Origin of the sequence: Pseudomonas karstica (assembly GCF_009707515.1) — a bacterium.
In the GTDB taxonomy this organism is placed as follows: Bacteria; Pseudomonadota; Gammaproteobacteria; order Pseudomonadales; family Pseudomonadaceae; genus Aquipseudomonas; species Aquipseudomonas karstica.
In genome coordinates, this window is record NZ_WLYI01000021.1 from 14,055 (window position 1) to 27,431 (window position 13,377).

12 protein-coding genes are annotated in these 13,377 nt (G+C 61.0%); 6 read left to right on the plus strand and 6 right to left on the minus strand.

From position 1 onward, the window contains the following. Positions 1–8 precede the first annotated feature (8 nt). The 3 genes from GIR22_RS15890 to GIR22_RS15900 form a co-directional block, all read right to left on the minus strand. A complete protein-coding gene (locus GIR22_RS15890) occupies positions 9–1,349 on the minus strand; it encodes an MFS transporter (RefSeq protein ID WP_154744260.1) in 1,341 nt (446 codons plus the stop codon). A gap of 151 nt (positions 1,350–1,500) precedes the next feature. Next, entirely contained in the window at positions 1,501–2,379 is an 879-nt protein-coding gene (locus GIR22_RS15895; RefSeq protein ID WP_003234086.1) for a polysaccharide deacetylase family protein, read from the minus strand. Positions 2,380–2,390: 11 nt separating this feature from the next. After that, entirely contained in the window at positions 2,391–3,734 is a 1,344-nt protein-coding gene (locus tag GIR22_RS15900) for an amidase (RefSeq protein WP_154744261.1), read from the minus strand. A gap of 334 nt (positions 3,735–4,068) precedes the next feature. On the opposite strand from GIR22_RS15900, the gene GIR22_RS15905 reads away from it, so the two are divergent. The 6 genes from GIR22_RS15905 to cmoB all read left to right on the plus strand — a co-directional run bounded on the left by GIR22_RS15905 (position 4,069) and on the right by cmoB (position 10,524). Next, positions 4,069–5,058 (plus strand): GntR family transcriptional regulator, encoded by a 990-nt coding sequence (locus GIR22_RS15905; RefSeq protein WP_154744336.1) that lies wholly within the window; start codon positions 4,069–4,071, stop codon positions 5,056–5,058. A 139-nt stretch (positions 5,059–5,197) separates the two neighbouring features. Then, on the plus strand, positions 5,198–7,618 hold the full coding sequence (gene lon / locus GIR22_RS15910) for an endopeptidase La (protein WP_154744262.1): 2,421 nt from the start codon (positions 5,198–5,200) through the stop codon (positions 7,616–7,618). A gap of 106 nt (positions 7,619–7,724) precedes the next feature. After that, positions 7,725–8,117, plus strand: a complete 393-nt coding sequence (locus tag GIR22_RS15915; RefSeq protein ID WP_154744263.1) for a protease inhibitor I42 family protein — start codon at positions 7,725–7,727, stop codon at positions 8,115–8,117. A 1-nt stretch (position 8,118) separates the two neighbouring features. Then, positions 8,119–8,754, plus strand: a complete 636-nt coding sequence (locus GIR22_RS15920; RefSeq protein WP_154744264.1) for a lysoplasmalogenase — start codon at positions 8,119–8,121, stop codon at positions 8,752–8,754. Positions 8,755–8,827: 73 nt separating this feature from the next. Beyond that, entirely contained in the window at positions 8,828–9,571 is a 744-nt protein-coding gene (cmoA, locus tag GIR22_RS15925) for a carboxy-S-adenosyl-L-methionine synthase CmoA (RefSeq protein ID WP_178122289.1), read from the plus strand. Then, complete coding sequence (gene cmoB, locus GIR22_RS15930) at positions 9,568–10,524, plus strand: tRNA 5-methoxyuridine(34)/uridine 5-oxyacetic acid(34) synthase CmoB (protein ID WP_154744266.1); 957 nt, start codon at positions 9,568–9,570, stop codon at positions 10,522–10,524. The genes cmoA and cmoB overlap by 4 nt, the downstream gene beginning before the upstream one ends. Before the next feature lie 129 nt (positions 10,525–10,653). On the opposite strand, the gene tadA is transcribed toward cmoB, so the two are convergent. From tadA to pdxJ, 3 genes are all read right to left on the minus strand, one after another. Further along, a complete protein-coding gene (tadA, locus tag GIR22_RS15935) occupies positions 10,654–11,142 on the minus strand; it encodes a tRNA adenosine(34) deaminase TadA (RefSeq protein ID WP_154744267.1) in 489 nt (162 codons plus the stop codon). Further along, positions 11,142–12,524 carry a multicopper oxidase domain-containing protein gene (locus GIR22_RS15940; protein WP_178122290.1) on the minus strand — a complete coding sequence of 461 codons (1,383 nt, stop codon included), beginning with the start codon at positions 12,522–12,524 and terminating at the stop codon, positions 11,142–11,144. The genes tadA and GIR22_RS15940 overlap by 1 nt, the downstream gene beginning before the upstream one ends. A 103-nt stretch (positions 12,525–12,627) precedes the next feature. Continuing rightward, positions 12,628–13,371 (minus strand): pyridoxine 5'-phosphate synthase, encoded by a 744-nt coding sequence (gene pdxJ / locus GIR22_RS15945; protein WP_178122291.1) that lies wholly within the window; start codon positions 13,369–13,371, stop codon positions 12,628–12,630. Between the last annotated feature and the right edge of the window lie 6 nt (positions 13,372–13,377).

The window sequence follows — 13,377 nt, forward strand, 5'->3', positions numbered from 1 at the left end:
GAAACTCCTTACTGAACGGTTTCCGGACGCACATGGCGTGCAGCAAACATCAGGGCGCCGGACAAGAAACACGGCAGCGCACCGAACCACAGCGCGGCGGTCTGCCAGTCACTGCCGGCAGACAACACTTGAGTGGCACCAAACCCTGCGACCACCGCGCCAATCGGCCCCATGGCATGAATGATCGCGCCGCCGGTGGCGCGGATACTGGTGGGGAAACTTTCACTGATGAAAAACAGCGCCGCCGAGTACGGGCCGATCAGGAAGAACAGGCCCAGGCTGTACAAGCCGACGACCATGGGCATATTGCTCGGGCCGTAGAGCATCCCGGCAAACGCCAGGCCGCCGAGCATCCAGCCCAGGCCAATCACGTTACGACGTCCAATCTTGTCACCCATCCAACCGTGGCTCAGGTAACCGCAGTACCCCACCAGGTTCGACAGCACGAGGATGATCAGCGAGTTCTCGAACGAGATGTGATGCACGCTGACGATCACCGAAGTACCAAGCACGCTGAACACCTGTATCGCCGCCCAGTTGAGCAAAATCGCCGCACCGATCACCAGCGTCGCTCGCCGCGCCGGGCCACGGAATGCGGCTTTAAGGCCAGCCTTGCTGTGTTCGTCGTAGTCCACGCCGTAGGTCTGCGCGACGTTTTTCGCCTCGCTCACTGCGCCGCTTTTACGCAGCTGGGTGATACGTTGGTGAATCTGGAACTGCGGGCTTTCCTTGAGCTTGCGCGCCATGATCGCAATCACGACGGCCGGGATCGCCGCGAAAATGAAGCAGCCTTGCCAGCCAATGATCGGCAACAACAGCGCGGTCAAACCCGCTGCGATCAGCGCGCCCACTGGCCAACCGCCTTGCACCAGGCTGTAGATAAATCCACGACGCTTGGCCAGTTTCGGGTCGTCGGAGGCAGCGTACAGCTCGCTCAAGTAAGTGGCGTTGACCGTTTCCTCGGCATAGCCCAACCCGCCCAGGGAGCGGATGAAAATCAACGGTGACTTACCCCACGCTCCGCCAATAGCGGTCAACGCCGAGCACACGGCGGAGCCGGCGACGGTGAAGATAATCCCGGTGCGCCGCCCCAGTTTGTCCACCAGCGGACCAATGGCCAGCGCCACGACGGCGGTGCCCACAGCCACCCAGGTCGCGATCTCGGCTTGCTCCACTTCACCCCAGCCGAAGTGCCGGCCGATTTCCGGCAGCAGGGTGCCAAATAAAATGAAGTCATACACCGCAAACACCCAGGCGAAAAACGCGATCCAGGTGGCGAAGCGCACTTCCTTGGGCGTCAGTTGCCGGGGTTTCCAGCCAGTCAGGTCGATTTTGTTATAGATAGACATGGATCGCGCCTCGATGGGGGCAAAGGTCAGGTACGGGTTGCTCTCACCTGTAGGAGCGGGCTTGCCCGCGAAAAACCTGAGAACGCCGCGTTAAACCAGAAACGCTGCGTCATCGTTGGCGATTTTCGCGGGCAAGCCCGCTCCTGCAGGGTCAGGTACGGGGTTGCCGGCGGATAAAATCATCGGCGATTTCGTCAAAGGTGACGAAGCGCACGCCCGCGTGGCTTTGGATGTGTTCGATCAGCCGCTCAAGCATCAGCAGCACTTGCGGGCGACCGGAAACGTCGGGGTGGATGGTCATGGTGAACACCGCGTGTTCGTGTTCGCGGTAGACCCAGTCGAACTGGTCGCGCCACATTTCTTCCAGGTGGCGCGGGTTGACGAAGCCGTGGCTGTTGGGGGCCTTTTTGATAAACATCATTGGTGGCAAGTCGTCGAGGTACCAGTTGGCCGGGATCTCCACCAGGTCGGTTTCTTCACCGCGCACCAAGGGCTTCATCCAGGTGTCGGGGTGCTGGCTGTAATCGATCTTGGTCCAGCTGTCGCCCTTGCGCACGTAGTACGGGTGGAAGTCGTTGTGCATCAAGCTGTGGTCGTACTTGATGCCTTTTTTCAGCAGCAGTTCGTTGGTGACCTTGCTGAATTCCCACCACGGCGCGACGTAGCCGGTGGGCCGTTTGCCGGTGACCTGGGTGATCAGCTCGATGGACTTGTCGAGGACGATTTCTTCCTGTTCGGCGGTCATGGCGATAGGGTTTTCGTGGCTGTAACCGTGCACGCCGATTTCATGGCCGGCGTCGGCCACCGCCTTCATCTGCTCGGGGAAGGTTTCCATCGAGTGACCGGGAATAAACCAAGTGGTGCGCAGGCCGTAGCGTTCGAACAACTTCAACAGCCGTGGCGCGCCGATTTCACCGGCGAACAGGCCACGGGAAATATCGTCCGGGGAGTCTTCGCCGCCGTAGGAGCCGAGCCAGCCGGCGACGGCGTCAACGTCGACGCCAAATGCACAGAGGATGTCTTTAGCCATGATGTGTCTCCTTATCGAATAAGTACGGTTTCAACGGACAGGGCGGCCCTGAGCAGCCGTGCGTCTTCACCGCTGGGGGCGCTAAGCAATAGGCCAGTGGGCAGGCCCAGGGCGTCACGGCCGCAGGGCAAGCTGACGCCGGGCATGTCCAACAGGCTGCCGGGCATGGTCAGGCGCAAGGTGGCGAGGTTGGTTTTCACGAACAAATCGTCATCGGCCTCCAGCGGTGCCAGCGCGGGGGCAACATGGGCGACGGTCGGCGTGATCAAGATAGCGCCGTCGAGTTCTTCAGCGAGTTGCTGTTGCAGACCACGGCGGGCGTCGTACAGCCTGAGTAACTGACTGGCGGGCAATGTACGGGCGGCTTCGAGACGGCGGCGCACACGTGGATCCAGTTGCCCGGCGTCGGGGCTGTCGAGCAAGGTTTCATGGAGGGCGAAGGCCTCGAAAGAGCCGAGCCAGCCTTGGTGTTGGATCAGGTCGAGAGTGGCTTGGAAGGCGGGCGAAGGCCGCACCTCAATCAATGCACCGGCAGCCCTCATCTGTTCGACCGCACGCAGCACGTTGTCGCGCACGGCGGTTTCGACGCGGGTGTCTTCCAGTACCTGCTGCTCCACCACCAGGCGCTGCCCCTTGAGGCTGCCTGCAATACGTCGCTGGCGCAGGTCGCGACCATTGAGCAACGCGTCGATGGCCAAGGCATCGCGCACGCTACGGGTCAACGGGCCGAGGCTGTCGAGATTGTGGGCCAAGGGAAACACCCCGTCACGGTTGTAGCGCCGACAACTGCTGCGGTACCCCACCAGGCCGTTGAGAGCGGCCGGAATGCGGATCGAACCGGCGGTGTCGGTGCCCATCGCAATCGGCACAATGCCGGCGGCCACGGCCACCGCCGAGCCCGAAGACGAGCCACCGGGAATCCGTGGTTGATCACTGCCGTGGGGATTGTGCGGCGTGCCGAAGTGCGGGTTCAGGCCAAGGCCGGAATACGCCAGCTCACTGAGGTTGGTCTTGCCCAGGCTGACCATTCCAGCACGGCACAACAGGCCAACACTGGGTGCATCCAGCAAGGCGGCAGGCGCCTGGCGGCGGAACGCGGCACCGGCGGTGGTGACGCTGCCTGCAACGTCAAACAAATCTTTCCAGGCCAGCGGGATGCCATCAAACACGCTCAATGGCTGCCCGGCACGCCAGCGGGCGGCTGACGCTTCGGCTTCCCGACGGGCGCGCTCGGCGGTCAGGGAGATGAAAACACCGGGAACGTTACTCGCCTGATCGAGTGCCCGTTCGAGGGCTTGCACCGGATCGCTGCGACCGCTGGCGAAGTCTTCGACCAATGAAGTGGCATCTGACATGGGAACGACCTATAAAAATGTACATATTAATAAAATGTACATTTAATAAAGGCAGGTTTCGTGCCAGTCTTAATCGCAGCCTAACCCTGAAATTTTGGGTGATGCCTAAGATCTAAAGCCTAGAAGGGTTTGATGGATGAAAACAAAGCCCATGAATTTTTTAAGGTAAGCACCAAATGAAATAATGTATCTTTTATTAATAAATACATTTTGGTGCAAAAAGTAACATTCCTACCTTCAGGGCCCCAAATAAGTGCCATCGACGTGGCCCAAAGTGACAGGCGCATCTATGAGAGAATCCCCGGCCACCGACCCGTTTGCTCCAGAGAACCCGATGAAAGCAGTGTCCGCCTCGGCCTCCCGTTACGCGATGATTCACCAGGTATTACGCGACGCCATCGTCAACGGCACTGCCCGTCATGGCCTGGTGCTGCTGGAAGCGCCGCTGGCCGAGCTGTTCGGCACCAGCCGTGTTCCGGTGCGCAAGGCCTTGGACCTGCTGCATGACGCCGGGCTGATCTGTCGTTTCAAGGGTCGTGGCTATTTGATCAACCCCGATGGTCTCGACCTGCAACCGCTGCGCCTGCCCCTGAGTCATGCGCACCTGGGCCTTAACGGCGAGGCTGAACTGGTGGATACCCGCCCCCTGGGCGAGCGCATCGTCGAGGAAATCGGCGCAGCGCTGTCCACCTGTATCGCCTTTGGTCATTACCGTCTCGATGAACAGGCCGCCGCCGAGCACTACGGCGTCAGCCGCGCGGTGGTGCGTGAAGCGCTGATGCGCCTGCGAGATCGCGGCCTGGTGGAAAAGGAACCGTACTCGCAATGGCTGGCCGGGCCGCTGACTGCCCGGGAAGTCACCGAAGACTACGAACTGCGGGCCTGCCTGGAGCCGGAAGCCTTGCGCCAAAGCGCTCCGGACCTTTCGCGCGAAGTGCTGGAGACAATGTTGCAGCGGGTGATCGATGCGCAAAACAGCCCCCATTGCAGCCTTGAGGAAATCGAACAACTGGAAGAGGACCTGCACCAGCACTGCCTGGCCGGCCTGCAAAACCGCAAGATCGCCGCGCTGATCCGCCAGGGCCAGAGCCCGATGATCATCAGTCGGATCTTCTACCGACTGCTGGGCATCGGCGCCGACCCGGCCATGCTGGCTGAGCACCGGTTGATCCTGGAACTGTTGCTGCACGGAGCCTTTGATGCGGCGGCACTGAACCTGCGTGAGCACCTGCAACGGGCACGGCAGCGGATGTTGCAGCGCCTGAAGGTGCTTTCTGTATTACCGGAACAACCGTTGCCCGCCTACCTGCACAAAATCAGTTGATACGGATCGTTCTCACACAGAACGTGAAAACGAGCAATGGCAGCAAATACCATGCAATTTGTTGCTAACCACGCCTCACCATTGAAACCACCGCTGACCCGCCCCATCTAACCTCCATACTTCCTTATGCAGGTGCCCCATGAGCGACCAGCAAGAATTCCCTGATATCGACCTCAGCGACTACGCTGACCCGGAAAACGCCGAACACGCCTCATCCAACACCGGCCTGGCCCTGCCTGGGCAGAACCTGCCGGACAAGGTCTACATCATCCCGATCCACAACCGGCCTTTCTTCCCGGCTCAAGTGCTGCCAGTGATCGTCAATGAAGAGCCGTGGGCCGAAACCCTGGAACTGGTGAGCAACTCCGACCACCACTCCCTTGCCCTGTTTTTCATGGATACGCCGCCAGAAGACCCACGGCATTTCGACACCTCCGCCCTGCCGCTGTACGGCACCCTGGTAAAGGTCCATCACGCCAGCCGCGAGAACGGCAAGCTGCAATTCGTCGCCCAGGGCCTGACCCGCGTGAGGATTCGCACCTGGCTCAAGCACCATCGCCCGCCGTACCTGGTGGAAGTCGAATACCCGCACCAGCCCTCCGAGCCGACCGACGAGGTCAAGGCCTACGGCATGGCATTGATCAATGCCATCAAGGAACTGCTGCCGCTGAACCCGCTGTACAGCGAAGAGTTGAAGAACTACCTCAACCGCTTCAGCCCTAACGATCCCTCGCCACTGACCGACTTCGCCGCCGCGCTGACGTCGGCCACCGGTAACGAGTTGCAGGAAGTACTGGACTGCGTGCCCATGCTCAAGCGCATGGAGAAAGTGTTGCCGATGCTGCGCAAGGAAGTCGAAGTTGCGCGCCTGCAGAAAGAAATCTCCGCTGAGGTGAATCGCAAGATCGGCGAGCACCAGCGCGAATTCTTCCTCAAGGAGCAACTCAAGGTCATCCAGCAAGAACTGGGGCTGACCAAGGATGACCGCAGCGCCGATGTCGAACAGTTCGAACAGCGACTGGTGGGCAAGGTGCTGCCGGCCCAGGCGCAAAAACGCATCAGCGAAGAAATGAACAAGCTGTCGATCCTGGAGACCGGCTCACCGGAATACGCGGTGACCCGCAATTACCTGGACTGGGCGACTTCGGTGCCATGGGGCGTGTATGGCGAGGACAAACTCGACCTCAAGCACGCCCGTAAAGTGCTGGACAAACATCACGCCGGCCTGGATGACATCAAGACTCGCATCCTGGAGTTCCTTGCCGTGGGCGCATACAAAGGTGAGGTTGCCGGTTCCATCGTGCTGCTGGTGGGCCCGCCGGGCGTGGGCAAGACCAGCGTGGGCAAATCAATTGCCGAATCCCTGGGGCGGCCGTTCTACCGCTTCAGCGTCGGCGGCATGCGCGACGAGGCCGAGATCAAGGGCCATCGCCGCACCTACATCGGCGCCCTGCCGGGCAAGCTGGTGCAGGCGCTCAAGGATGTGGAAGTGATGAACCCGGTGATCATGCTCGACGAGATCGACAAGATGGGCCAGAGCTTCCAGGGCGACCCGGCCTCGGCCTTGCTGGAAACCCTGGACCCGGAGCAGAACGTCGAGTTCCTCGACCACTACCTGGACCTGCGCCTGGACCTGTCCAAAGTGTTGTTCGTGTGCACCGCCAACACCCTGGACTCGATCCCAGGCCCGTTGCTGGACCGGATGGAAGTGATTCGCCTGTCGGGTTATATCACCGAAGAAAAAGTCGCCATCGCCAAGCGCCACCTGTGGCCCAAGCAGTTGGAAAAAGCCGGCGTATCAAAAAGCAGCCTGAGCATCACCGACGGCGCCTTGCGCGCGTTGATCGACGGCTACGCCCGGGAAGCCGGGGTGCGCCAGCTGGAAAAACAGCTGGGCAAGCTGGTGCGCAAGGCGGTGGTCAAGCTGCTGGATGAGCCGGACTCGATCATCAAGATTGGCAACAAGGACCTGGAAAGCTCCCTGGGCATGCCGGTGTTTCGCAATGAGCAGGTCCTGTCCGGTACCGGCGTGATTACCGGCCTGGCCTGGACCAGCATGGGCGGCGCGACCTTGCCGATTGAGGCGACGCGCATCCATACCCTTAATCGCGGTTTCAAACTCACCGGGCAGTTGGGTGAGGTGATGAAAGAGTCCGCCGAGATTGCCTACAGCTACATCAGCTCCAACCTGAAGTCGTTTGGCGGTGATCCGAAATTCTTCGACGAGGCCTTCGTGCACTTGCATGTGCCCGAAGGCGCTACGCCCAAAGACGGCCCGAGTGCCGGGGTGACCATGGCCAGTGCGCTGCTGTCGCTGGCGCGTAGCCAGCCACCGAAAAAAGGCGTGGCAATGACTGGCGAGTTGACCCTGACCGGACATGTACTGCCCATTGGCGGCGTGCGCGAGAAAGTGATTGCGGCGCGACGCCAGAAAATCCACGAGTTGATCCTGCCGGAGCCGAACCGGGGCAGTTTCGAGGAACTGCCGGAGTACTTGAAGGAAGGCATGACCGTGCACTTTGCCAAGCGCTTTGCGGATGTGGCGAAGATATTGTTCTAAACCCTCCCGATCATTCCCACGCTCTGCGTGGGAATGCATCCCCTCTGTCACACCTTGTCTCATCTTCGGTTATGCTCGCCCTTCGTCGTGAATAAACGGAGCCCCCATGACTGCTGTCCGCCTGCTTCTCCCGTTGAGCCTCGCCTTGCTCGCCGCCTGCGCCAGTGCGCCAAAGCAAAACGTCACCGTGGAAAATCAGAACACCTGCCCGCTCCAGCTTAAAACCGGGCAAAACCTGATCCTCACCCTGCCCAGCAACCCCACCACTGGCTACCGCTGGGCCATCCAGGATTCAGCCGGCGGCGTTTTGCGCAGCCTGAGCCCCGAGGTCTACAGCAACCCTGAAAATACCGGCCTGGTGGGCAGTGGCGGTGAATCCACTTGGCGCTTCCAGGCTTTTGCCCCAGGCCAGGGCCGCTTGCGCCTGACCTACCAGCAACCTTGGGAGCCGGAAGTGAACCCTGCAGACACCTTCGACTGCGCCATCACGGTGAACTGATATGCCGTGGCTGATCCTGGCCTTGATGGGCGCCGCGACTTACCTTTATGGCCTGAGCACCCATGCCATGTTGCTGTGCCTGCTGGTCAAGCCCATGCCGGTGCTGGCACTGCTGGGCTGGCTGAATGATGCGCCACCCACCGACTATCGACGCTGGATCAGCCTGGGGCTGATATTTTCGCTGGTGGGTGATGTGCTGCTGGCGTGGCCGGGAGACTTGTTCATCTTTGGCCTGGGTGCGTTTTTGTTCGCCCATTTGGCGTACCTCAAAGCCTATTTGAGCGATTGTCGCCGCCCGGCGTTGCTGCCACTGGTAGTGGCGCTGTTAGTGGGGGCGATTTTGCTGGGCGTTCTGATTTCCCACGGCCTGGGCCCCTTGCTGGTACCCGTGGTGGTTTACGCCCTGGTGATCAGCGCCATGCTCTGGCGCGCCCTGGCCCGATTGGGCAGCGATGTGCCCAAGCGCTCGGCGCTGCTGGCAGCGTCAGGGGCTGTGGCGTTTGTGTTTTCCGATGCCCTGATTGGGATCAACCGATTTGTGGTGGCGTTCGAGGCAGCGCCGTACTTGCTGATCACCGCTTATTGGCTGGGCCAATGGGGGATCACAGCGTCAGCGTTCGGCCAGAAACACCGCTGAAGACCTTCGCTCTTATCGCAGCCTGCGGCAGCGGCTACAATGCCGGCTTTTCCCCTTCGTCACCGGAACAGCCGTGAGCAAAGAACCCGATCGCCTATTCGCCCAGCCCTTGCCCCAGGTGCCGGACTTCGCCTTCAACGAAGACGTGGTGCGGGTGTTCCCGGACATGATCAAGCGCTCGGTACCGGGCTACCCGACCATTGTCGAGAACCTCGGCGTGCTCGCGGCGCAGTTTGCCCAGCCCAATAGCGTGCTCTACGACTTGGGTTCGTCCCTCGGTGCAGTGACGCAGGCCTTGCGCCGTCATGTTCGCACCGACGGTTGCCGGGTGATTGCTGTGGATAACTCGGCGGCGATGGTCGAGCGGTGCCGGGAATATCTCAACGGCCAGGATTCGATGTTCCAGGAGTTGCTGCCGGTGGAGGTGGTCGAAGGCGATATCCTCGCGCTGCAATTTCAGCCGGCGTCGGTGGTGGCGCTGAACTTCACCCTGCAATTCATCGCTCCCGAAGAACGCCTGGCGTTGCTCGGGCGGATTTGCCAGTCGCTGTTGCCAGGCGGCGCACTGATCCTCTCGGAAAAGTTGCGTTTCAATGACCTTGAAGAGCATGCCCTGCTCACCGATCTGCACATCGCCTTCAAGCGCGCCAACGGCTACAGCGAACTGGAAATCGCCCAGAAGCGCAGCGCCATCGAAAACGTCATGAAGCCCGACAGCCTCGAAGAACACCGCGAACGCCTGCTGGCGGCCGGGTTCTCGAAAGTCGTGCCGTGGTTCCAGTGTCTTAACTTTGCCTCGTTGATTGCCCTGCCATGATTGATCTGTCTCCCCTCGCCCGCCATCTGGTGGGCACTCCCCTGGCCGTATGGGCCCAGGGCCTGCAAGCGCAACTCGATAGCAAGATGGAGAAGGGTCATGGCGACCTGGAGCGTTGGCAGAGCGCGTTGGATGCACTGCCGAAAATCATGCCCAGCGAAGTCGATTTGCTGAATGGCCTGACCCTGGACACCGATTGCGACGATGAAACCCGCGCGCAGATGCACACCGCACTGATGGGGCTGTGCCCATGGCGCAAGGGCCCCTTCGACCTGTTTGGCGTGCATGTGGACACCGAATGGCGCTCGGACTGGAAGTGGTCGCGCGTTGCCCCGCATTTGGATCTCAAAGGCAAGCGCATCCTCGATGTGGGTTGCGGCAACGGTTATTACATGTGGCGCATGCTCGGTGCCGGGGCCGACAGCGTGATTGGCGTGGACCCGAACTGGCTGTTTTTCTGCCAGTTCCAGGCGGTGCAGCGTTACCTGTCGGCACCGAAGGCCTGGCATTTACCGTTCCCGTTTGAAGATCTGCCGCCTAACATGGAAGGCTTCGATACCGTGTTTTCCATGGGCGTGTTCTACCATCGCCGCTCGCCGATCGAGCACCTGCTGGCACTGAAAGATTGCTTGGTCAAAGGTGGCGAACTGGTTCTGGAAACGTTGGTGGTGGAAGGCGATCAGCAGCAAGTGCTAGTGCCGGAAGATCGCTACGCACAGATGCGTAACGTGTGGTTCCTGCCGTCGGTGCCGGCGTTGATGCTATGGCTGCGCCGCGCCGGGTTCAGTGAGGTGCGCTGCGTGGATGTGAGCGTGACCACGCTCGAGGAGCAGCGCGGGACAGCGTGGATGAAGTATCAGTCCCTCAGCGACTTCCTCGACCCTGACGACCACAGCAAGACCATCGAAGGGCTGCCGGCACCGATGCGCGCCGTTATCGTCGCCCGCAAATAAAGGATCGTTCCCACGCTCCGCGTCACACCTTGCGCAAGGCTTGAGTCGTGCGCGTATGGCGCGACGCGGAGCGTCCCAGGAGGCATTCCCACGCGGAGCATGGGAACGAGCAGGGCCGCAAGACGATCATCAGCGTGCTCTTCGGGCCTTGAAGAACTCGCTCAACACCCTCCCGCACTCCTCGGCTAGCACGCCACCTTCAAACAGCACCCGATGATTGAGAAAGCCCTGGGTAAAAAATTGCCCCTGGCTTTGTACAATCCCGGCCTTGGGCTCCAGCGCGCCATACACCACCCGGGCGATACGCGAGTGAACAATCAGGCCTGCGCACATGCTGCAAGGTTCGAGCGTCACATAGAGGGTGCTGCCCGGCAGGCGATAGTTGCTGACCGCCTGGGCTGCAGCGCGGATGGCGACCATTTCGGCATGGGCGCTGGGGTCATTGCCGCTGATGGGGCAGTTGAATCCACGCCCGATGATTTCACCGTCCTGCACCAGCACTGCGCCCACCGGCACTTCACCCAGCGCAGCGCCTTGGGCGGCCAGGGCCAGGGCTTCGCGCATGAAGTCCTGGTCGCGGCTGCGGTCAATAATCACCAAAGGGCGAAACTGGCGCATCACGCTACCTCGATAGCGGCCATCAGGCCGGTTTCCATGTGGTCGATCACATGGCAGTGAAACATCCACACCCCTGGGTTATCCGCCACCAGGGCAACGCGGGCGCGCTCGTTCTTGCCCAACAGATAGGTATCGGTGAAATACGGGATCACCTTGTGCCGGTTCGAGGCAATGACCTTGAAACTCATGCCGTGCAGGTGGATCGGGTGCTGGTACTGGGTCATGTTCCTCAATTCGAAAATGTAGCTCTTGCCCTTCTCAAGCTTGGCAATCGGCCGGTCGGCGCAGGTCTTGTCGGTGATGTCCCAGGCCTTGCCGTTGATCTGCCACAAGCTCGGCGGCTTGCCATTGTCCACGTTCACCGAGACCGAGCCAACCCACTCGAAATTGAAGTTGAGTTTCTCGGCGCTGGCCAGGTCTGGCTCGGCAATCGGGTTGGCCGGCAGCGCGGGCGGCCATTCGGTAGGCGCGTCGGTGTTGGGCACTGAGCGGAACGTACCCAGGCGCACCGGGCCGTTGCGGATCGACAGCTCTTCACCCGCCGGAGGGGCCTTGATCGCCAGGCAGATGCGCATGCCGGGGCCCAGCCAGTAGTCCTTGCCCATCGGTCGTGGCTCGATGGGGTTGCCATCCAATGCGTAGATCTGCGCCTCGACGCCGGGAATATTGAGTCGATAAGTCAGGGTGTTATCGAGGTTAAGCAGGCGCACACGGGTAATTTGCCCGGCCGGTAAATCAACCACCGCCTGGGACACACCATTGATGGTCGACAGGCGCCCGGCGGTACCGCCCCGAGCCGCTTCACGGGGAATGCTGAAGGCCACGAACGCCCCCTCTTCGTCCACATGCCAGCTTTTCAGGCTCAGGGTGCGTTCGTACTTGAACCCGGTGGGTTCGCGCTCCTCGATGATGAGGGGACCCACCAGGCCACGGCCCAGCTCTTCGCTGCTGTTCACATGGGGGTGATACCAGTAGCTGCCGGCATCGGGCACGCGAAATTTGTAGTCGAAATACTCGCCAGGCAACACCGGCAGTTGCGAGACGTAGGGCACGCCGTCCATTTCCAGCGGCAGGCGAATGCCGTGCCAGTGGATGGTGGTGGCGACCGGCAGGTGGTTGATAAAACGCACCCGCAACCACTCACCTTGGCGTACCCGTAACTCGGTGCCCGGCGCCGAGGGGCCGAACGCCCAGGCTTGGGTCTGATGCCCCGGTACCAGCTCCACGTCCAGGGGCGCGGCAATCAGTTCGTAATCATGCCCCGCCTCGGCATCGGCCATCTTCCCCAGCCAGTAGCGGTAAGCGCCACCGGCACCGACGCCCACCACTGCAAGACTGGCAAGACCACCGAGGATTTGTCGACGGGAAAAGGATCGGGACACAACAACCTCACGTATCTGCCGCGGGTCCGAGACCCGCAAAGGGCAAATACGATACACCCGCAAATGCGAAACAGTAAGGGTTCGCGTTGCCGCAGTGCTGATTTCAGGCTTTGGCAGCGGCCAGGATCAGCGCTTTCATCTCGGCAACAGCACCTTTGAAACCGACGAACAGTGCATGCGCCACCAGGGCATGGCCGATGTTCAGCTCGTTGATGCCCTTGATGGCGGCCACGGCTTCGACGTTGTGGTAGTGCAGGCCGTGACCGGCGTTGACGATCACGCCTTGGGCCAGGCCACAGGCGACGCCATCGACGATGCGCTGCAACTCGTCGGCAACCTCAGTAGGTGTGGTCGCGTCAGCGTAGCGACCGGTGTGCAACTCGATGGCGGGTGCTCCGACACGTTTCGATGCTTCGATCTGCCGTTCATCCGCATCGATGAACAACGAGACTTCACAGCCAATCTTCGACAGGCGCTCTACCGCAGCCTTGATCCGCGCTTCCTGGCCGGCCACATCGAGGCCGCCTTCGGTGGTCAATTCCTGGCGGGTTTCCGGAACCAGGCAAATGTGCGCCGGGCGAATACGCTCGGCGAAGGCCATCATCTCTTCGGTGACGCCCATTTCGAAGTTCATGCGGGTTTGCAGCACGTCCTTGAGCAGCAGCACATCGCGCTCCTGGATGTGCCGACGGTCTTCACGCAGGTGCACGGTGATGCCATCGGCGCCTGCTTCTTCGGCGTCCAGCGCGGCCTTGACCGGATCAGGGTAACGGGTGCCCCGGGCCTGGCGCAGGGTGGCAACGTGGTCGATGTTCACGCCAAGAAGAATGCGATTGCTGGTGGTCACGGAAGC